Origin of the sequence: Nostoc sp. C110, assembly GCF_043099725.1 — a bacterium.
GTDB lineage: Bacteria > Cyanobacteriota > Cyanobacteriia > Cyanobacteriales > Nostocaceae > Nostoc > Nostoc muscorum_A.
The window spans coordinates 1,708,297-1,729,531 of sequence record NZ_CP171148.1 but is presented as its reverse complement, the minus strand read 5'-3'; the positions used below and the strand labels follow the sequence as shown (position 1 = coordinate 1,729,531).

The 21,235-nt window shown below is 40.8% G+C and carries 14 protein-coding genes and 1 other RNA gene; 6 read left to right on the top strand and 9 right to left on the bottom strand.

The genetic code is table 11. The annotated features are described in order from the left end of the window. Window positions 1-221: 221 nt before the first annotated feature. Window positions 222-2,807, bottom strand: a complete 2,586-nt coding sequence (locus ACFFRD_RS13030; protein ID WP_392481870.1) for a GAF domain-containing protein — start codon at window positions 2,805-2,807, stop codon at window positions 222-224. A gap of 327 nt (window positions 2,808-3,134) precedes the next feature. After that, window positions 3,135-10,220, bottom strand: coding sequence for an AAA family ATPase (locus ACFFRD_RS13025; RefSeq protein WP_392481869.1), 7,086 nt, complete (start codon window positions 10,218-10,220; stop codon window positions 3,135-3,137). 181 nt (window positions 10,221-10,401) lie between these two features. Here ACFFRD_RS13025 and ACFFRD_RS13020 point away from each other — a divergent pair, with 181 nt between their 5' ends. The 3 genes from ACFFRD_RS13020 to pstS all read left to right on the top strand — a co-directional run bounded on the left by ACFFRD_RS13020 (window position 10,402) and on the right by pstS (window position 13,782). Next, window positions 10,402-11,142, top strand: coding sequence for a cytochrome c biogenesis protein CcdA (locus ACFFRD_RS13020; RefSeq protein WP_114085355.1), 741 nt, complete (start codon window positions 10,402-10,404; stop codon window positions 11,140-11,142). 29 nt (window positions 11,143-11,171) lie between these two features. Then, complete coding sequence (locus ACFFRD_RS13015) at window positions 11,172-12,569, top strand: cytochrome c biogenesis protein (RefSeq protein WP_392481868.1); 1,398 nt, start codon at window positions 11,172-11,174, stop codon at window positions 12,567-12,569. Between the two features lie 118 nt (window positions 12,570-12,687). Then, the gene (pstS, locus tag ACFFRD_RS13010; RefSeq protein ID WP_392481867.1) at window positions 12,688-13,782 is read left to right on the top strand and encodes a phosphate ABC transporter substrate-binding protein PstS; all 1,095 of its coding nucleotides are present in this window, start codon (window positions 12,688-12,690) and stop codon (window positions 13,780-13,782) included. Between the two features lie 372 nt (window positions 13,783-14,154). Here pstS and queF read toward each other — a convergent pair whose 3' ends face one another. The 5 genes from queF to ACFFRD_RS12985 all read right to left on the bottom strand — a co-directional run bounded on the left by queF (window position 14,155) and on the right by ACFFRD_RS12985 (window position 16,011). Next, on the bottom strand, window positions 14,155-14,553 hold the full coding sequence (gene queF / locus ACFFRD_RS13005) for a preQ(1) synthase (protein ID WP_114085358.1): 399 nt from the start codon (window positions 14,551-14,553) through the stop codon (window positions 14,155-14,157). Window positions 14,554-14,642: 89 nt separating this feature from the next. Further along, window positions 14,643-15,041 (bottom strand): hypothetical protein, encoded by a 399-nt coding sequence (locus ACFFRD_RS13000; protein WP_114085359.1) that lies wholly within the window; start codon window positions 15,039-15,041, stop codon window positions 14,643-14,645. A gap of 160 nt (window positions 15,042-15,201) precedes the next feature. Beyond that, a complete protein-coding gene (locus ACFFRD_RS12995) occupies window positions 15,202-15,585 on the bottom strand; it encodes a phasin family protein (protein ID WP_114085360.1) in 384 nt (127 codons plus the stop codon). 25 nt (window positions 15,586-15,610) lie between these two features. After that, window positions 15,611-15,707, bottom strand: an RNA gene (ffs, locus tag ACFFRD_RS12990) — signal recognition particle sRNA small type. A 37-nt stretch (window positions 15,708-15,744) separates the two neighbouring features. Then, window positions 15,745-16,011 (bottom strand): YciI family protein, encoded by a 267-nt coding sequence (locus tag ACFFRD_RS12985; protein ID WP_012412163.1) that lies wholly within the window; start codon window positions 16,009-16,011, stop codon window positions 15,745-15,747. Window positions 16,012-16,068: 57 nt separating this feature from the next. Between ACFFRD_RS12985 and pip the strand changes: the two genes are divergently transcribed. Continuing rightward, window positions 16,069-17,007, top strand: coding sequence for a prolyl aminopeptidase (gene pip / locus ACFFRD_RS12980; RefSeq protein ID WP_392481866.1), 939 nt, complete (start codon window positions 16,069-16,071; stop codon window positions 17,005-17,007). Between the two features lie 105 nt (window positions 17,008-17,112). Next, entirely contained in the window at window positions 17,113-17,253 is a 141-nt protein-coding gene (locus ACFFRD_RS12975) for a peptidoglycan-binding protein (RefSeq protein ID WP_392483062.1), read from the top strand. A gap of 302 nt (window positions 17,254-17,555) precedes the next feature. On the opposite strand, the gene ACFFRD_RS12970 is transcribed toward ACFFRD_RS12975, so the two are convergent. Together ACFFRD_RS12970 and ACFFRD_RS12965 are read right to left on the bottom strand one after the other, a co-directional pair. After that, window positions 17,556-18,005 carry an NUDIX hydrolase gene (locus tag ACFFRD_RS12970; RefSeq protein ID WP_392481865.1) on the bottom strand — a complete coding sequence of 150 codons (450 nt, stop codon included), beginning with the start codon at window positions 18,003-18,005 and terminating at the stop codon, window positions 17,556-17,558. A 569-nt stretch (window positions 18,006-18,574) separates the two neighbouring features. Further along, a complete protein-coding gene (locus ACFFRD_RS12965) occupies window positions 18,575-19,546 on the bottom strand; it encodes an RsmB/NOP family class I SAM-dependent RNA methyltransferase (protein ID WP_392481864.1) in 972 nt (323 codons plus the stop codon). A 228-nt stretch (window positions 19,547-19,774) separates the two neighbouring features. On the opposite strand from ACFFRD_RS12965, the gene ACFFRD_RS12960 reads away from it, so the two are divergent. Beyond that, window positions 19,775-21,193, top strand: a complete 1,419-nt coding sequence (locus ACFFRD_RS12960) for a DUF2157 domain-containing protein (protein WP_193948424.1) — start codon at window positions 19,775-19,777, stop codon at window positions 21,191-21,193. Window positions 21,194-21,235 lie beyond the last annotated feature (42 nt).

Sequence of the window (21,235 nt, the reverse complement as noted above, 5' to 3'; positions counted from 1 at the left end):
GAACGCACTCTTAAGAAGGAGTAATGAGTAATAAGTAATAAGTAATGAGTAAATACCCATTTTTCATCCACTCATTACTCATTACTCCTTACTCATTACTTTAAAGCCGTGCTGGATGGTTACTGAGCGTAGCCGAAGTAAACACAGGGTTTTAAACCCATTTTTCTGATAAGCCGGAAATGAGAAAGATGATAATTAGTGGTTCGATTTAGCAAAGCTATTTATTTTTCTTGAAATGTCCAGACACCTTCATCCCAATCTGACTCTGTTGGAGGTGATTGTAACCAATGTTGACAACGTAAAAGATGCAACATAGCAGCTTTGTCTTGGTTGTCTGCTGCTAAAACTAGGGCAAATTCAGCCCTAGCACGGTTAAAATCGCGTTTGAGATAATACTCGCGTCCTTTGTGATAATGCTCAATGACTTGCAATTTTTCGCTTTCAATCGGGTTGGAACGTAAACCGAGTAATTCATAGATGGCTACTGGCTCATTTCTGCCTTTGACACGAATGTAATCTAGTTCCCTAGCCCAAATATTATCTTGGCAGGGTTTAAAAGTGTTATGGCTAATAATAATGTCGCAACCATATTGTTTGCTGACGCTTTCTAATCGAGAGCCAAGATTAACGCCATCACCAATGGCGGTAAATTCCATCCGTTTACTAGAGCCAATATTCCCACTAATCACAGTATCTGAGTTGATACCAATGCCGATTTTAATTCTGGGCTTATCATCTACATAGCGACGTTGATTAAATTCGTGCAGGCGAACACGCATTTCTAAGGATGTTTGCACTGCCATCCAAGCGTGTTCTTCTAATGCCAAAGGAGAACCAAACACAGCCATAATCGCATCGCCGATGTATTTGTCAAGCGTGCCTTTATGTTTAAAGACTGCCTCCACCATTGATTCAAAATATTCATTGAGCATACTTACCACTTCTTCTGCTTCCAAGTTTTCCGTTAAAGTGGTGTAGCCGCGAATATCAGAAAATAAAATCGAAACTTCTTTGCGATCGCCTCCTAGTTTAGCATCATCTAATTTCAGCAATTCTTCGGCTAATTCCTGGGTCATGTAGCGGTACATCGTACTCTTGAGCCGCTTCTCATCACTGATATCTTCCATCACCACCAGCGCCCCCCGGACTTGCTCGTTGTCGCTGGCATCGGCAATTGTGTTAATGGATAAATTAATACTGTGCTGCTCTGTACCAGTAGTTAGGAGTGTGCGATCGGGGTAATATTGCTGGCGGCCTTTTAAGTCAACTGCATGTAAAGCATCTTGATACCACTTACTAAAGTCGCCTTCTTTGATACCAATGACATCATTAACTAATTTACCTTCTAAACGTTCATCTACTCCCAGTCCTAGCAAACGTTGGGCGCTTTCATTAGCGGCGATAATTAAGCCAGTTTTATCAGTGGAAACCACTCCATTGGAAAGACTACGCAGAATATCTCGTTGCATTTGTTCTTGTTGCTTGACTGTGGCAAACAACTGGGCATTTTGTAGCGCAACTCCGGCTTGAATATTAAAAGCTTCCATAAATTCTTCATCGTTGCGGTCAAAGCTAGCTTGGAAGCAGTCGGGAGCTTTGGCTGAATCAGCTGGATTATAAGCGGGAAAATCACCAGTTTTCTTCTTATTTACGAGTTGGGTAACGCCAATCAGTTGTTGATCGGCGTTAAATACTGGCATACAAAGTAAGCTACAAGTGCGATAGCCATTTTGCTGATCGAGTTGTTTGGCTGTATCAGAGTCAGGATCGTCGTACAAATCAAAGGCAATATTCAGTTTCTTGCCAGAAGCCGCTACTATACCCGCAAAGCCTTTACCTACAGGGACTCGTAATTCTTTAGTTGAACCATCATCCTGAGTGATTTTCGTCCACAATTGATGACGCTCGTGGTCTATTAACCATAGTGTACTGCGATCGGCATTCATCAGTTCCTTGGCTTCATCCATCACCCGCTTCAGGGTGTCTTCTAAGTCGAGACTGCTTTGAGAGAGGGACTTGATCGCCTTCATGAGCGCCGCCACTGCTCTTTGTTTTTGGGTGGCGACATAAAAAGAGCGCGAGGATTCTAATATTAGGCGAATTGAAGGGGCAAATTCTTGAAATAATTGTTCGTCACAAGAGAGAAAACCTTTGGTATCAACGCGCTCGGCAAGGGGAGAGGCGTGATTATTGCCAGATTTTAATTTATTCAGTAATTGTACTACTGCAACTAACTGCCCATGTTCATTTAACAGTGGCAAAGCCAGCATGGTGTAGGTGCGGTAGCCAGTTCTTTTTTCTTGTTCTTGGGCAAAATGCGATCGCGGATCGTTATAAAAATCAAAGGGAATATTGATAACTTGTTTGAAAGTGGCGACTTCCCCAGCAATTCCTTTATCGGCGGGGATACGAATTTCTAAAGAGCGATCGCCTTCCCCCTCAGCTAAAATCGACCAGAGTTCTTGTTTTTCTTCATCCAATAAAAATATCGTTGTCCGGTCTGCTCCCAGTAATTCCCCGGTTTTCAGGGTAATCGAATGCAACATTTCTTGCAGAAGAGTTTCAAACCCCTGAGAATCCAGCATTGATAGGGTTTGATGGACAATCTGTAATTTTTGCTCGACATCCTGAACGACCTGCTTAAAAGTATCCTGAGTCAGGGGAGCAAGAAACGTAGAAAAATTTCCTTTTCTTGTGGCAAGAGCGCCGACAGGAGCAGAATTTGTTGGTAATTCGAGGTTTTCTTGGTTGTGAACACCAATAATCAAATCGGTGGTTTCCCCATAACTTCCTTGATACACTGACATAACTGATATTTTATATAGCAGGATGAGATTTTAAATTTAAGAATGCGATGAAATTTATGTAAGTTGTGCTAAAAGCAACAATAGCCTTGATATTATCCATAGTTTAATCGCTTGTTTAGCTAGCGTCATCCTGTGAATAAGGGTGGAAGTTGATTACTAACAACCATATTTTGACCAGAACCCCTTCCTACTGACGCATACAGATGATGAATAGAGGGTCAGACCCCTGATTTAAACGATAAAACAATATTATCTGCATCCCATAGTGAGCAGATCCAGACCTATTTTTGAGATGCTACGCGAACAAAGTAGGGCTAGAGCGGCTGGCTACAAACTTTTAATTAATGACCTGATCGCCTTTACCAATTCTTCTGGATCTACAGGTTTGGAAATATGTTGTTGAAATCCAGCAGCGATCGCTTGCTGATAATCCATCTCTCCAGCATAGGCAGTTAAAGCGATCGCGGGAATTGTCCCACCTTTCTCTGGTTCCAGACTCCTGATCTGTCGCATCAGCATGTAACCATCCATTTCTGGCATCCCAATATCGCTAATAATCAAATTTGGCTGGGATTGACTCAGTGCAGTTAAAGCTGCAATGGCTGAGGCTACAGCTGTCACCGTTGCACCATATTGTTCCAGCATGAAAGGTAAAAACTCTCGCATATCTGCATCATCATCCACTACTAGAATCTTTAAGTCAGATAAAGGTAAGGACTGATCTGGCAGCAGTGAGGAGGTATTTATTTTATCTTTGATTCCTTTACTTTCATCCTGTAAACATGGAAGTCGGACGGTGAAAGTTGCTCCTTTTTCTTCACCCAAGCTTTCTACTTGCACAGTTCCCCCGTGAAGTTCTACAAGATGCCGGACGATCGCTAATCCTAAACCTAAACCGCCAAATTTCCGGGTTGTGGCCCCATCTGCTTGACGGAAATAATCAAAGACGAATGGTAAGAACTCAGGTGCAATCCCTTTCCCTGTGTCAGTTACGCAGATTTGTACCTGTGAGCCAACCTGCCCTAATTTAATTTTTACCTGTCCTCCACTAGGAGTAAACTTAATGGCATTAGAAAGAATATTCCAAATGACTTGTTGTAATCTATTGCCATCACCTAAAACTGACCCGACACCAGATTCAAAAATTGTCTGAATCTCGATGGACTTAGCCTGTGCTGATAAACGCACTGTTTCGATCGCAGCTTCAATGACTGATACCAAATTAATAGGGCCGAAGTTGAGGTTAAGTTTACCCTGAAGGATGCGGGAAACATCAAGCAAATCTTCAATCAATTGGGTTTGTAACTTGGCGTTGCGCTCAATGGTTTCGAGGGCGCGATCGCTTGTTGCTTGGTCAAGTTTGCGACTCCGCATCAGCTTTGTCCAACCCAGAATGGGGTTAAGCGGGGTTCTCAGCTCATGGGATAGCACAGCTAAAAATTCATCTTTGATGCGGTTTGCTGATTCTGCGGCGTTTCGGGCCGTTCGTTCGGCTTCGTAAAGGTGGGCGCGAGCGATCGCTTGGGCGCATTGTTGAGCAACAGCCAAGATAAATGCTTGATCTTCTCCACTAAGTTCTTGAAGTTGAATAAATCCTAAAGTGATACCTCCAACTGCCGAACCCTCTACCATCAATGGAATAGAAATCCAGGCATCAATGTCATATTGGGCGTAAGCTTCAGCTAGATGAGGGTAACGAGCTATTCTATTTTGTCTCGATTCAGCCCAAGCAGGTTGTCCAGTCCGCACAGCTTCGGCTAAAGGCGAAGGTGAATCAATAGGAAAATACCGCCAAGCGTCTACTAAATCTTGGTTATAGCCAACCGACCGCACAATTTCTAGTTCAGTCTTGTTTTCATTCAGCAAGGCGACGAGGGCTGAACTGGCTTTCAAGGCAGCCATGCTTTGCTCTACAATGACTTCCGAGACTTGGGTCGGTGTCAGCGATTCTGAAAGGGCAGCTGTGATGGATTGGAGACGGGCAATGCGCTCTAGGGCTTGCTCTGCGGTTTTTTGTGCTTGCTGTGCTTCTTGGTAAAGGCGGGCATTATCGATGGCGATCGCTGCTCGATGGGCAATATCTTCAGCTAGTGACAAATCAGCCGTGCTGTAACGACGTTCTGATTCTGCTGTAAAAAAGGAAATTGCACCAAAAATTCTTTCACGTGCCGTCAAGGGTAACATTATACAGGACTTTAAACCGATTTCACGTATAATCCTTAGATGTTCTGCATCTTGGATGCCTTTTGCTAATAGTGCATCTGAGATTTCAGTTACCATTTCAGGAATTCCTGTACGCAGTACTTTAGGCACGCCTCCCGGTTCATCCAACTTTCTCGGATAATGCTGATGAAGTTGCCAACCGAGTTTAACTTTCTCTGGATCTCGGTGAGCAACTGCTACCCGATTAATTGATTGGTTGTCTTGTAGCAGATCAACGCTGCACCAATCGGCGAAGTAAGGCACAACTAAGTTTGCCACACTTGCTAGCGTGCTTTCGTAATCGAGGGAAGAAGCGAGGGTTGCACTGACTTGAGCCAAAAATGCCGCTCGTTGCTGATCGGCTTCTGCTTCCAGACGGGCGGTTTGCTCTTGAATTAGTTGGATACGTTCGGCTTCAGCTTGTTTGCGATCTGTAATATCAAGCACCACACCACTCATGTGTGTGGCTTTACCTGCTTCGTTAAAAAAGGCTTTTCCCCGGCAGGCTAGGTAGCGGATACTACCGTCATCCCAAATAATTCGATATTCTAAATCATGCTCTACGCCTTCATTAATTGCTCGACTCAACGATTGAGCCAGCAATGGGCTATCTTCTGAATGAAGACGAGTTAAAATTGCTTTAGAAGTTGGAAGAAAAGTTTCAGGTGTTAACCCAAATAGTTGATAAATCTGTTCATCCCAGTCAAACAAATCATTGGCGATGTCCCAACACCAAACACCAATTTTGCCGGATTTCAATGCCAGGTTAAGCTGTTCTTGGCTTTTTTCTAGACCTTGATAAAGACGAGCATTTTCTAGAGAAATAGCAATTTGAACTGTCAAAATATCCAGTACGGAAAGTTTTTCCTGTGTAAAGGCGCTGGGGATAAGATTGTTTTCTAAATATAAAATACCAAGTAATTTTGACTGACGCGCGATCGGTAAACAAAGTACTGATTTGGGTTGTTTTTGGATTATATACTTATCTCCAGAAAACATATTTTGCTCAGTAGCATTTTGCAAAATAACTGTTTCTTGAGTTCGCTGAACATAATTCAGCATTAATTGCGGAAGAACTTGTGAAATTTCGCCATCAAATACGGGTCGAGAAACATTGAGCTTTTCTGCCTGGTGATTAACCTTAGCTTCTACTTCTATTACCAGATTCTGCTCATTTTCAAGCAACAAATAACCGATTTCGGCCCCTGCTTGCTCGATGACAATTTGCATTAATGTCTTCAACAACCGTGAAAAAACAATTTCGCTAGATATACTTTGAGAGGCTTTAACTACTGATAAAAAGTCTAAATGCTCCCCTGTGGTGATAAATGTTCCGTTAGAAGTAAGCTGTTGTTGTGGCAATAACTGAGGATAGGATTCTTCTAAGTGCTTAACTTTAGCAGCTGCCTCCCAGCGCAGATATGTATTTTTAGCTTCTTGTAAATAAGTTTTGGCAATTAATTCAAACTCTCGCTCCAAGTAAAACTTAGCGCCTAGCTCATTAGCCAAAGCTTCATATTGAACAAATCCTTGCTCACGGGCTGAAGCAATTGATTGCTCATACAAGCGCATTGCTTCCAAGTCTCGACCTTGAATTCGAGCTATTTCAGCAGCTACTAATTGAGACTTGTGTAAGAAGTTTGTAGGGCAGTGGTTAGCCCAATATTGCAATTGTTGCTGATGGGATTCTAGAGTTAGCAAAAACTGTTCTTGCTCTAGAAAAGATACGGTGGGATAAAGAGCCGTTAAAGTCAGTGAGTAATATAAAATATAATCTGTTTCAATGGGTAATGCCAGTGTCGCAACGGGAAATTTGGATAATTTTGATACACAATTTAGTGCTTCTGCATACTGTCTATAAGTAAAAAAGATAATTAATTTGATAATGTAATAAAAAATAATTCCACTGACAAAACCTGCATCTGTAATAATAGATAAAGCACAAGATTCATCAAATTCATCATTACTTAGAGTCAAAGTTTGGTGAGTGAGTCCGCGTAGATTCATCAGCAACATTTGCTGTAGTCTGATTGTCTGATAGACAGCCTCATGTTTAGACTGGCGGGCGAATACAATGTATTTCTCTAGAGATTTATATGTATCTGAAAGTGGAGAGCCTAATTGGATAATTTGCCACGAGCCTTGATAACCGTTGTAGTTTGCCATTGTCACATCACCTGCTTCCACACAGCCAATAAATCCCCGTTCTAAAAATGGAATATCGGTAGCGATATGGTTACGCCAAACGTTGATATGACTTCCATGAATGTGTAGAACAACTCCTCTAAGTTTCAAGTCGTGAAACTTTTCATTCAATTGAATTGTCATCTCAGAAAATGCGTAGCCTGTAGGAATATCATGGAAGATAGAAACCAACAACATGGCGTACATACTGTAAGCAAAACAGGAATCTTCTGTATTCCCAAACTTGAGTGAGTAGTTAACTGCTTTGAGTACGACTAAAGGAAAGAGATGAGGTTTACCAAGATAAGTAGGTGGGCCCAAAGTCGTCAACAAACTAATTACTGTTTTAATATTGGGGTCTTCGATTACTAAAGAATTAATTAAATCAGAGACTTGTCTGTTATCTAGATTAGCTAATATCTGGTTTCTTTCAATTGCGATCGCAGCTTGCACTTCCTCATTTGTATCAGGGAATGTTACCCCAAAAAGTTTTAAAGCTTTTAATCCCAATGTCAGCGCCTCTTCATATCTACCTGCAACTTGATAGAGTATGATTTGCCGTATATAAATACTAGATTTATCTACATGAGATTCTGCTTTGAGCAATAGTAATTCAAATAATTGTTCCGCTTGTTCTAAATTTCCTGTTAAAAATTCACATTCAGCTAGTTCTATAAATAAATTAAATGTTTGCTCGTATTGTTCTATCCAGGCATTTTCAGCTAAAAGATTCATGGCAACGCTAAAAAGTCTTTTAGCAGGAGTATAAGCTGTAGATGCTTTTGCCTTCTTAGCAGCGATTAAATTCAATCTTACCAATTCATCTTTTTCTCTCTGTTCAATAATCAGATTAACCGCGAGATTTAGTTGATTGACTAAATCAAAAATTTGCTCGTTTACTTGTTCCTGACTAGAATTTTTCAGCAAAAGTCGCCCAATTGTCAGATGAACTACCGACTTTGATTCATCAGCAATTAAGGAGTATGCAGCTTGTTGAACTCGGTCATGATAAAAACGATAGTTTCTACCAGTTGTTTCATCTGACTCTATGGGGATAATTAATCCTCTTAAAATTACTTCAAAAAGGGCATTTGCTGTTTCTTCAATAGATTGTTCACCAACGATCGCTAAAACTTCTAGATCAAAGCGATTACCAATACAGGAGGCTAATTTAAGCACTTCTTGAGTTGCGGCTGGTAGCTTTTGCATCCGCCCAATCATCAAGTTGACAATATTATCTGTAATACCTTGGGCTTCAATCTGAGCTAGATCCCATTGCCAAATCCGATATTGGGGGTCAAAATTCAGCAGATTTTCTTGATGCAGTGTTTTCAGAAATTCATTGACAAAGAAAGGATTACCATCAGTTTTTTGGATAATCAATTGAGCAAGAGGTTCTACTCGTTCTGCTGAACTATGCAATGTATCAGCAATCAATTTATTTACATAAACTAGATTTAAGGGAGTAAGAATAATTTCAGTTGTTCTTACTCCCTGCTGGCAAATCTTCTCCATCATTAAACTAAAGGGATGCACAACATCTACTTCATTATCTCGATAGGCTAAAATAAAGCAGAGATAATGGATACTAGACCCAGTAATGACGGTTTGAATTAAATTTAAAGTAGCGCTGTCTGCCCACTGCATATCATCTAAAAAAACAGTGAGGGGATGCTCCTTTTGCGAAAATACACTGATAAAATTCTGAAACACTAAATTAAATCGATTTTGAGATTCAGCAGGCCCCAACTCTGGTATTGGTGGCTGTTCGCCAACGATTAATTCAACTTCTGGAATTACATCGGCGATTAATCTACCATTGTTCCCTAATGCTGCTTGTATTCGCTTTTTCCAATTGGCAAGTTGTTCTTCTGGCTCAGTTAAAATTTGTCTAACAAGTGTTTGAAAAGCTTGAACAATCGTGGAGTAAGGAATATCTCGTTTGTACTGATCAAATTTACCAGAGATAAAAACCCCACGTTCTCGCACAATCGGCTTGTGAATCTCCTTAACTAAAGAAGATTTACCAATTCCAGCATAGCCAGAGACGAGGACAATTTCTGGTTTTCCTTGGCTAACAACTCGCTCAAATGCTTGGAGAAGCTTGGCAAGTTCTTGTTCTCGCCCATACAATTTTTGGGGAATTTGAAAGCGCTCTGAGATATCTTGCTCACCTAAAACAAAAGATTGAATTTCTCCGGTTGTCTCCAATTGCTTTAAGCATTGTTCCAAATCAAATTGCAAACCTAAAGCGCTTTGATATCTCTGTTCTGCAACCTTCGACAACAATTTGATAATGATGTCACAGAGAATTTGGGGAATATCATCGTTGAGCTTTTTCGGAGATGGCGGAGATTGGGCAATATGACAATGCACCCACTCTAATGGGTCTTTGCCTTGAAATGGTAGCTGACCTGTCAGCATCTCATAAAAGGTGACTCCCAGTGAATACAAATCGCTACGATGGTCGATTCCTCGATTCATCCGTCCGGTTTGTTCAGGTGCAAGATAAGGTAAACTGCCTTCAATGCGACTGGAACTGCTAACTATTTGCTGCTGATATGGAATAAAAGTCGCAATTCCAAAATCGGCAATTTTAACCTGACTGGTTTCGAGATTAACTAAGATATTTTGTGGCTTAATATCTTTGTGGACAATGTTATAAGTGTGAATTTGTGCCAGTTTGCTGGTAATCTCAATAGCAATTTTTAAGAATGAAACAGGTTCTTGAAATTGGTCTAGTAACTGGTCGAGCGATCGCGCCTCAAAATCCTCCATAATCAAATAAGGGATTCCCTGGTGCATCTCTAAGGCGTAAACCTTTACTGCGGCGGTGATATTTAACCTTTGAGCGATCGCATACTCGTGTTTGAGTTGTTCAATATTATTGGGTGTACACTGTTCTGGACGCAATCCTTTGATAATTACCGGACACTGGTCTTTAACCTTGATTCCACGGTATATGACTGCTTTTACCCCTGCTTTTAACAAAGTGAGAATTTTAAATCCGGGTAATGCAATCATCATGCTAAATGCTCCAGCCGTGCTTCTTCCGAGATAATTCGAGCTTAATTGTATTTTAGATACATTTCTTTGGGCAGATGAAATTTAGATAATATCAGCTTGAGATAATCACTTCTGCTGACTCTACAGACAAAAATAAGCTACAATTCAAGCAGAGTAAGCATTTCCCGCTCAGAAACTCCCCATGTTTGATAACCTGCAAACCCAAATTTACCAACTAGAACAATTTGCCAACAGCCTCGTTTCTAACCAACTGGCACACCTTAGCGTAGTCAGTGTTGGTATCATCTTTGGTGCTGGCTTGCTCACCAGTCTTACACCCTGTATGCTTTCTATGCTGCCAATTACCATTGGTTACATCGGCGGTTATGAAGCCAAAAACCGCTTGCAAGCAGCTGCCCAATCAACTTGGTTTGCTTTAGGGTTAGCAACTACATTAGCAGGGATGGGCATAGTAGCAGCTTTGGTAGGAAAAGTCTATGGACAAGTGGGAATTGGTTTGCCGATTATCGTCAGCATTATCGCCATTCTCATGGGGCTGAACTTACTAGAAGCACTACCTCTGCAATTTCCATCTTTGGGCGAAACGAATTGGATTTCGCAAGATTTACCTATAGGATTGCGTTCTTATTTACTGGGGCTGACTTTTGGCTTAGTTGCATCTCCTTGTAGCACGCCTGTTTTAGCCAGTTTACTGGGTTGGATTGCGAATACACAAGACTTAATTTTAGGTGCTGTTTTGCTACTCTCTTACACAGCCGGTTATGTAGCACCATTGATTTTGGCGGGTACTTTTACAGCTTCAATTAAAAAATTACTAGAATTGCGTCGCTGGTCTGGTTGGATTAACCCAGTTAGCGGGGCGCTGTTGGTAGGATTCGGTGTATTTTCCTTAATTTCTCGGATTCCCCTTGGCAGTTTTTAAGATCAATACTTTGTTAGATTTTACACGTAATGACTTTAGAAGATTCAGCGTCCAAAGAATTAAAATGGTGGGCAATACCTGGTAAGTTCTTACGGCAAGAGCTTTTGCCCGTACTGACTAACTTACGACTAGCGATCGCACTACTGCTATTGATTGCAATCTTTAGCTCCACCGGTACTGTAATTGAGCAAGGTCAATCACCCGCATTTTATCAGGCTAACTACCCAGAACATCCAGCTTTATTTGGTTTCTTAACTTGGAAGGTAATTCAGGTTGTTGGCTTAGACCATGTATATCGTACCTGGTGGTTTCTGGCATTACTCATTTTATTTGGTACTAGCTTAACTGCTTGTTCTTTTACCCGTCAGTTACCAGCTTTAAAAGCCGCCCAGCGCTGGAAATATTACGAAGAACCACGGCAATTTCAAAAATTAGCTTTAAGTGCAGAACTAGATAATGGTTCTCTAAATTCTCTCAGCCAACTATTACAGAAACGCCGCTATAAAATTTTTCCAGATCAAGAAAAAGAAAATATCCTCTATGCCCGCAAAGGAATAGTCGGACGCATCGGCCCAATTATTGTTCATATTGGTATCGTAGCTATTCTAATAGGGGGAATTTGGGGGGCGATGACTGGGTTTATGGCACAGGAAATGATTGCCAGTGGCGATACATTTCAAGTGACAAATATTGTCGATGCTGGCCCTTTAGCCGCCCAAGTCTCGAAAGATTGGTCTGTGCGCGTCAATCGTTTTTGGATTGACTACACTCCATCTGGCGGCATCGATCAATTTTATTCCGATATGTCTGTCTTAAATAAGCAGGGAGAGGAAGTTGACCACAAAAAGATTTTTGTTAACGAGCCTCTGCGCTATCGGGGCATAACCTTCTACCAAACCGATTGGGGAATTGCAGGTGTTCGCGTCCAATTTAACAACAGCCCGATTTTTCAATTACCAATGGCGCTATTGAACACTAAAGGACAAGGGCGCATTTGGGGTACGTGGGTTCCTACTAAACCGGATTTGAGTGAAGGTGTTTCTTTACTAGCCAAAGACTTACAAGGGATGGTATTAATTTATGATCCCAAGGGTAAATTAGTTGATACTGTCCGCGCTGGGATGTCAACCGAAGTCAATGGCGTAAAGTTGAAAATTCTGGATGTTATTGGCAGCACTGGCTTACAAATTAAAGCCGATCCAGGCATCCCAATTGTTTACTCAGGATTTGGTTTACTAATGTTGGGTGTGGTGATGAGTTACTTTTCTCATTCACAAATATGGGCATTGCAAAAAGGCGATCTCTTATATGTTGGTGGCAAAACTAATCGCGCCCAAGTTGCTTTTGAACAAGAGGTTTTAGAAATTTTAGATCGGCTTAGTTCAGAGCCAAAAATTGAAGAAAAAGAGACGGCTATTGAAGTTTAAATGCAAAGGTACGCATAGCATAACTGAAAACTTTGCGTACCTTTGTATTTCAAATGTATTTTCCTCGTTTTACAATTAATTACACTTACACAGCTACAGATTGGAAAATTATTAAGCATTGGAACTAAAGTTTTGTATATCTGCTCAACTTCAATCTAAACGACGGGTTTGCCTACTACCCGTAATCGCTATATTGTTGAGTATCGCTTCTTGTACTACCGATAATAAAAAAATCAAGCACGTTTCTCTCGTTGGTGCTGGGGCAAGTTTTCCTGCGCCTTTGTATGAACGCTGGCTTTCAGATTACAACCAGCAAAATCCCAATGTGGAAATTAACTATCAAGCTATAGGAAGCAGCGCTGGAGTGCAACAGCTGATTGAAGGTACTGTAGACTTTGCAGCTAGTGATGTGGGAATTACAAATGAACAAGCAGCTAAGATAAAAAGGGGAGTGATTGCTTTGCCCATGACTGCTGGTTCCATAGTGCTAGCTTACAACCTCACGCCCGCCCCCCAGTCACCTCCAGTCAATCTGCCAAATGGTTTAAAGCTATCACGCCAAGTTTATGTAGATATCTTTCTCGGAAAAATTACGAATTGGAATCATCCGAAAATAGCTGTAGCTAATCCAGGCGTAAATTTGCCCAATTTACCAATTCAGGTTGTACACCGCACTGATGGTAGTGGAACTACAAGTGTGTTGACGCAACATCTAAGTGCTATAAGTCCAGAATGGAACAGCAAAGTTGCAGCAGGTAAAGCTGTCGCATGGCCAGTGGGAATTGGTGGAAAGGGTAACGAAGGTGTTACTGCCTTAGTGCAACAGATCCCAGGAGCTATTGGCTATGTAGAATATGTCTACGCCAAACAAAATAAACTCCCTGTGGCTGCTTTGGAAAATAAATTTGGTAATTATATTACGCCAACACCAGAATCTGTAGCTCAAACCTTGGAGTCAGTGAAGTTACCCGCCGATAACTTGATTGCTTTTATCAACGATCCTACAGGTTCCCAGTCTTATCCCATCGTTACTTATAGCTGGGTTTTAACTTATCAGCAATATCCCAACCGAGTCAAAGGTAAAGCGCTAAAAAAATTTATTGATTGGGCTTTGATTGAGGGGCAAAAATCCAGTTTGGAACTCGGATATATTCCTTTATCTAAAAAAGTTGTACTTCAAGTACAATCTGCTGCAAACAGAATTGCAAAATAACTAGTTTTAGTTCAATACAGTTCAGTCAAGCAATTTTTTCCCTCTCTTTCTTCTCTCTGCGTCCTCTGCGCCTTCTCTACGAGACGCTGCGCGTTGGCGGAAGCCTCTCGTAGAGAAGGCGGTTCGTTAAAAAATTGACTTGGATAACAAAGTTTTAGCCTTAACTGAACCGTATTGGTTTTTAGTTTAGATCGTGTCCGCTTAATCAACCTGAGTAAAAATGTTCGTGTTCGTTCGCTACAAACCAAAATTTGCGTTGCTGATTGCGGTATGAAAAATAATTTTGCGTAATTTCAGAATCCTTGTAGAGACGTTGCATTGCAACGTCTCTACATCCAGATTCATATCCCCATTCAGCAATACCCAAAATTTTTATGATGGGTATTTATGATGACGCACTTCAACCACAGTATGTACATTGCCACGAGGCGTAAAATCTGCTTTCACAGTGGCTTCTAACGGGTCACAAGCAGCCACAAAATCATCCAAAATTTGGTTGGCAGATTCTTCGTGGGAAATATAGCGATCGCGGTAACTGTTAATGTAAAGTTTAAGCGCCTTCAATTCTACTACCCGTTCATCAGGTATATATGTGACGTAAATTGTCGCAAAGTCAGGATAGCCGGAAAACGGACATTTACAAGTAAATTCCGGCAAAGTAATATTAATGTCATATCGTCTCCCCACACGCGGATTTGGAAAGGTAATTAATTTACCTTCCGCAATATCGCGTTCACCATACTTCATTTCAGGGAATTTGTCAGTTGTCATTTGTCATTTGTCATTGGTTATTTTACTTATCTTTACGTTTTTTTATTAATTTTGTACAGACAAAGATTTTTCGCGTCTCTACTCCCCCCTCAATACTCTTCCTTCTCCCAGTCTGGACAATTCTCATCTTCACAACCGTGGGGATGCATGGCACAAACTAACAAATTACCACTATAAACTTGACCGTGGTAATGAGTACAACCGATGCAGGCAGGATTTTTTTCAGCTGTAGGTTCAACTGAATAAGGAAAACCTGGATCTACATCTGCTACCATGTCTTCCAGTTCCCAGTAAGCCTCAAACATTGGTTCAGCTAAATCCTGTAAATACTGATCGACTTCAGTAACAATATTAGGGACTTGCTCAGTAATTTCTTCCGTTAGCTCAAAAAAAGCGTCAACCATTTCACTCATTCCCAGGAAGAAACGCTCTACTTCATCAGCAACTGTTTCAACGATTTCTGCTAAATCCTTTTGCCACTGTTCCATAAACTTGACACCTTTGCAGGCTATAAACAGGACGCTTTGTGTTATCTGGGTGGAAGCACTACAATACACACTAGGCAATGTATCTTATCAAGTTTCTATATGAAGTGCCATGTCAAAGTGCCACTTATTGCCAGTTATATCGAGTAAAAAATACTTTTTATTAATCGCGTTGCAATCGTTTTAACTCGTTTTGCAGGTCTAGCACTTCTTGACGCAATTTATCCACATTCTCATCACTTGATCCCTCTTTCACCGTTGGTTCTTCATCTTCCTCTAAAATTTCAATGCGGCGAGGTTCCGAAGGCGGTGTTTTCTCGGAGGTTTCAGCAGATGGTTGGGCTTGTTGGGCTTGCTTCATCATTTCTTCAACAAAGCGGCGGGCTTCTTCTGTGTTCATTTCGCCCTTTGCCACCATTTCATCTGCCAGTTTTTGGACTTGCGATCGCACTTGGGCTAATTTTCCCCCTGCTTTCTCACCTGCGTAAGAAGCTAATCCAACACCGAGGTAAAAAGCTTTTTGAACAATATCTCCAAAACCAGCCATTGTTGCTGACCGCTCCTAAAAATAGGGCGACCCGGAGACTACGCCTATTACAAGCCTCCCGTGTTGCTGCTACCTTCCGGTTCTGACAAGATTTGGGTGTTGCAATCGCATAGATCCAGGTCTTCTAAAAGCATAACATGAAAAACCAGTAAGTGTGTGTTATTCCATAACAATTCGCCATTCGTAAAGTTGATAGTTGACGCAGCCGTGTTTTACCAACGGGTCATCAGCGACAATTGCTTCTGCTTCCTCCTTAGAGGCTGCCTCAAACAGCAACATTCCGCCTCTTTGTTCTGCCCAATAGCCTGTTCGTGCTTTGTGTCCTTTAGCAATCAAGTCCTGGATGTAGGCTTTGTGAGCAGGTACATATTGGTCAAAGGTAGGTTTATCGACTTTCCCTTCTTCAATTTTGACAAACCACGGCATTTACTTGCGACCTCTCATAATAATGTTTATGACAACATTACTGATAAAATTTCTAAAATGCGAGAACTTTACCCAGCGATCAAGCCTTACCGAGAAGGTAGTTTACAGGTTTCCGACCTACATACCATTCATTTTGAAGAGTCAGGAAACCCCCAAGGTCAACCCATCGTTTTGTTGCATGGTGGGCCTGGTGGTGGATGTCCACCTTTTTATCGGCAATATTTCCACCCAGAAAAATGGCGGATAGTGATGTTTGACCAACGTGGTTGTGGTCAAAGTACGCCCCATGCTGAATTACGAGAAAATACCACTTGGGATTTAGTTAGTGATATCGAAAAACTGCGCCAACATTTAGGTATAGAAAAGTGGGCGGTTTTCGGTGGTAGCTGGGGTAGCACTTTATCATTAGCCTACAGCCAAACCCATCCTTCTCGCTGCACGGCATTAATTCTCCGTGGTATTTTTATGCTGAGGCAAAAAGAGTTGCGATGGTTTTACCAAGAGGGTGCTAGCTATATTTTTCCTGATGCTTGGGAAGCTTATGTCGAACCAATTGCGATCGCAGAACGTGATGATATGATCGCAGCATATTACAAACGCTTGACCAGTCCCGATTTAGAAATTCAATTAGCAGCGGCGCGTGCTTGGTCAATTTGGGAAGCTAGTACCAGTAGACTTTTTTTAGACCCAGAACTCATGCAAAAGTTTGGCGAGAGCGAATTTGCTTCAGCTTTCGCACGTATTGAATGCCATTACTTTATGAATAAGGGCTTTCTTGAAACAGAAGATCAATTACTCTTAAATGTAGACCGTATCCGCCATATTCCATCTGTAATTGTTCAGGGGCGCTATGATGTAGTCTGCCCAATGATATCAGCTTGGGAATTACATCGAGCTTGGCCAGAAGCGGAATTTATAGTGGTTCCTGATGCCGGACATTCGATGAGTGAAACAGGAATTCGTAGTGCTTTGATTGAAGCAACAGATAATATTTAATTCGGTTGAATACTGAGCTTGTGGAACGGAGAAGTTCGCCAAGAAAGGAGATGTAAGACCAAATCCACAACACAGCAATCCCTTATGAAATGGGAAACTTAAAGCATCAGATTATATACCGATGCCATTGATGGGAAGTTTTCTGAGTCAGTTAAGAATGCAATTGTTAGTTTCCAAACATCTAAGAAATTGCAAGCTGATGGAATTGTCGGTATAAAAACTTGGGTAGCTTTACTGTGGATTTAGACTGGATAAGCTTACTCAATAAACAGACCTATATTCACCATAAAATTGATGCAAAGATAGGTGATGCCTTACATCTAATATTTAATTATTTTGATTAGCAATTCCAGTTATTTTAAATACTAGCTACTTATTGAAAGTCCCTCACTTTGCTTCGAGGGCTTTTCAATAAGTAGCTAAGTATAAATAAATATAAAGTTTGTAGTAAGAACTTTAGTTCTAGTAAAACTTGCTATTAACGATGAATTGCTGACTACGAACTAGGCTTTTTGACGTATTTAATTATACTTTTATTGTAGCTATTTTTATATATGACTAGTATCTTGAAATGTACAAAAGTGAGATTTAACCTGGAAAAAACCTTTAAGAATTCGTTTGAGTGAACTAAACTTAACCCACCTGATAGCTGTAGTTACTTCTACCCACTGCCGTTTTCTTTTACTTGCTTCTGGATAATCTTCACTCAGCATCTCAACTGGTAACAAATACATCTTGACACGATAACTTTTGCCTCCTTTGCGGTACTTATAAGTGCCCAGTTCATTGGTGTCTACCTGCCCAATTACCCCTGCTTCTTCCCAAGCTTCTTTGGCTGCTGAAGCGGGGGGACTCATGCCATTAGGAATATCTCCTTTTGGAATCACCCAGTGTTGAAAGTTACGGGTCGTGATTAGCAAGATTTCAACTTTGCCATTGTTCACTCTATAAGGAATCACCCCAGATTGTTTAAACACTTTACTGACTTTTCGACCCATGTAATTTACATCCTGTACGGTTTAGCTTTTTTGTATAATGGTTATTTCAAAAAGTCTAACGCTGATACCGGATAAGTTTTGGTTAAATTTAGGTTAGGATGAGGTTAAAAAATTTTTATTATCCATAAGAGTTAATTATTGAAAGTTTTTTATTAATTTCGTCATCTTGTTTGTGGGCAAGAATACATCAAACTATGTTAAGGAATATAAAATCAAGTAAATTGGCTCTTAGTAAGCGGCTTTAGCCCTGACTACAAACCTTTAATTATTCATGCCCACTTATTTAACTCTGCCGCTTAGACTAGAGGCGGAGCCTTCTAGTTGCATTCCTAGTTAGAACTGGGAAGGAGATTATGAAGTTTTTAAAGGGGTGGGTTGAGGTTGATGTAGATGAAAAATGTTTTGTATACACCACGTTTTGCATCTATATAAGAATTGCAATATCTATGGTCTTAATATAAAGTCAACTCACTTAAAAAGTGTACTCCTGATGGCTGATTGACAAATGCAGCCCTCTTACAAACATCACATCTTCTGGTTTAATGCCAGAAGATATACCACCAATGTAATTAACTTGACTTTTTCAGATTTTGGTAGATATATAGCGAAGATATTGCATTTAAATCTACTTCTTTCTGCTCATCTTCATTTTCATTAGTATTTTTAAATAGAACTGTAAACGCACCAGCACCTAACCTATCTTGAGGAAACATCCGATAACAAGGTATTGTAGTTAAATGCGACTGATATTTAGTTAAATTACTAATTTCCATCGCTTGAAACTGGGGAAAGCGTTCCAAAAACCATTCGCAAACTTGCTCATTCTCTTCGGGTGAATATGTGCAAGTCATATAAGCTAAATAACCTTGTGGTGAAACAAGTTTAGCAGAGTTAGCTATAATTCGCTTTTGCCGATTTGCACTCTTGTTAATAGCAGTTGGGTGAAAACATCCGGGTGCTTTTTCACCTTTAGCCAGTAAAGATTGCCCAGTACAAGGAGCATCTACTATTACTAAGTTGCTAGAGTAGGAAAACATTTCGGCAAATATACTCGAATCTCTATTAACTATTGCACTAGGGCTAATCTGGCAACGTTTCAAATTAGAAATTAGCATCCCTAGACGTTTACCAATTACTTCATTACTGATGAGCAATTCAGGTTGCAAAGCTTTCCAAGCAAAGATACTTTTACCTCCTGGCGCGGCACACATATCAAAAACTAAACGCACTGACTGAGGAATTGCTAACAAAGTAGTAGCTGCAAATATTGAAGAGAAATCTAAACAATAGAAATATCCTTGTTGATGCAAGGGATGCTGACCAGGTTTTTCTCCCAAGCATAAACGGTCAGTAAATTGTGGTTGCCAATAGGTTGGTGTTTCTACTGCTAAAGGTGAAAATTCTGGCTTTCCTTTACACCAAAGAATACTGGGTGAAAAAGGCTGAGGATTCATTAAAGCCTCAATAAATTTTTCTTGTTCATCTAGATTAGTGAACAAACGCCGTGAGACTTTAAGTAATAAATTAGAAGGTTTTTCCATCTGGATATATAAATAATAAAATTTTTCACAAATCAGAGTAGAGATGCAATTGTGTGGAAATCAATATGAAAGATGACGCTTCTTAATTACGAATTAGGTTGTATCAAAATCCAAATCAAACTGTTACACAAGAACAATGTAATCAAGCCTTTTGGCTTCATACTCAAAATATAATGACCGCCATTCAGAACGCAATGGCCAAGCTACCCCACTGCACCGGAGAAGGTCATGTTCTTAGATAGTTTTCCGCAAAAGTTACGCAAAGAAGCACAACTATGGAGGGATGAAGGATTAATTAGTTCTTCGCTGTATGAGCAAATAGCAGAACGTTATCAATTTAAAAACCTGGAAGCTGCTGTACGCGATCGCAATAAAGCGATCGCGATCGCTGTAGGCAGCATCCTTTTATGCTTAGGCATAATTACCTTTGTATCAGGAAACTGGCAGGGAGGTTCGCGGGAAGTCAAATTTATTCTCATGATGAGTTTGTTTTTTGCGATCGCTATTACCGGTTTTTACAATTGGATAACACCTGAAGGAAAGAAGCCACAAAAAAGTAAACGCTTACTGGGAGAAGGGTTGCTCATTTTAAGCGCCTTCATTTTCGGCGCAAATATACTGCTGATGGCCCAGATGTTCAATATCGCCGGTTCAACTTCCCAACTTTTTCTCGCCTGGGGGTTGGGTGTTGTGGTGATGGCCTTCAGTTTGTCCATAAATTCTTTAGGAATTCTGTCAATTATCCTCGTGGAAATCGGGTATTGGACGGGATTAGAAGACTTATGGTACGCAACAGGAGAGTTAACTTGGTCGCGGTTAGTGGTGCAGCATTTGCCTTTGTTGGCATGGCTGGTATTTGTCCCCTTAGCCTACTTCTGCCGATCGCGCTGGATTTTTGGTCTAGCAGCCTTTGTTTTCGCTAGTTCATTACAAGCTAACCTTAATCCTCTGCCACTGCTGAATTATGCTGATATAGCTCCTTGGGTGGCATCTTTTGCTTTTGCACTCCCACCTGCATTATTCTGGAGTTATGACGATCTGCTGTTTCCAACCATAAATTACAGGTTGTTTCAATCTCTGGCACGTAATTTAGCGTTGGTTAGCTTTGGTGGTGTGTTTTACGTTCTGTCTTTTCGTTGGGTTTGGGAATCTGCAAATTATGGTTATAATCAGCCAACGAACTTGACTAACTTGTTCCAGTCTCTGCCGATCATCGATTTGGGGATTCTCAGTGGCTTGGCGGTATTGCAATGGTTATTTCTACTGCGTCAAAGAAATAATCCTCCGCGCCGCGAAGTGATTTTCACAACTGCTGTTATTGGTACTTTTCTTGCCTTTATTGCCATAGTACCTTTTTGGCATCAAACTATCAGTCGGATTGATGAACTTGGTGTTTTTATTTTCAATGTACTTCTAGCAACATTAGCATGGGGACTAATTCAAGAAGGATTGAAATTAAGCAACAGAAGTTCCTTTTGGGGCGGTATGCTGTTAGTGACACTGCAAATTATCAGTCGCGTGCAAGAGTACGACACCGACTTACTTTTCAAGTCTCTAGTCTTTATCTTGTGCGGTTCCGCTTTAATTAGCGCTGGACTCTGGTTTGAACGCCGTTTACCTGGTGGTAGCTCTGCAAGTAAAAAGTAGTACAAATTCAGCATGGGCTAAACGCCCCGCAACGCTAACAGA

Coding starts and splice junctions, on each gene's coding strand:
- ACFFRD_RS13030 (WP_392481870.1), bottom strand. CDS start 2,807: ATGTCAGTGTATCAAGGAAGTTATGGGGAAACCACCGATTTGATTATT.
- ACFFRD_RS13025 (WP_392481869.1), bottom strand. CDS start 10,220: ATGATGATTGCATTACCCGGATTTAAAATTCTCACTTTGTTAAAAGCA.
- ACFFRD_RS13020 (WP_114085355.1), top strand. CDS start 10,402: ATGTTTGATAACCTGCAAACCCAAATTTACCAACTAGAACAATTTGCC.
- ACFFRD_RS13015 (WP_392481868.1), top strand. CDS start 11,172: ATGACTTTAGAAGATTCAGCGTCCAAAGAATTAAAATGGTGGGCAATA.
- queF (WP_114085358.1), bottom strand. CDS start 14,553: ATGACAACTGACAAATTCCCTGAAATGAAGTATGGTGAACGCGATATT.
- ACFFRD_RS13000 (WP_114085359.1), bottom strand. CDS start 15,041: ATGGAACAGTGGCAAAAGGATTTAGCAGAAATCGTTGAAACAGTTGCT.
- ACFFRD_RS12995 (WP_114085360.1), bottom strand. CDS start 15,585: ATGGCTGGTTTTGGAGATATTGTTCAAAAAGCTTTTTACCTCGGTGTT.
- ACFFRD_RS12985 (WP_012412163.1), bottom strand. CDS start 16,011: ATGCCGTGGTTTGTCAAAATTGAAGAAGGGAAAGTCGATAAACCTACC.
- pip (WP_392481866.1), top strand. CDS start 16,069: ATGCGAGAACTTTACCCAGCGATCAAGCCTTACCGAGAAGGTAGTTTA.
- ACFFRD_RS12970 (WP_392481865.1), bottom strand. CDS start 18,005: ATGGGTCGAAAAGTCAGTAAAGTGTTTAAACAATCTGGGGTGATTCCT.
- ACFFRD_RS12965 (WP_392481864.1), bottom strand. CDS start 19,546: ATGGAAAAACCTTCTAATTTATTACTTAAAGTCTCACGGCGTTTGTTC.
- ACFFRD_RS12960 (WP_193948424.1), top strand. CDS start 19,775: ATGTTCTTAGATAGTTTTCCGCAAAAGTTACGCAAAGAAGCACAACTA.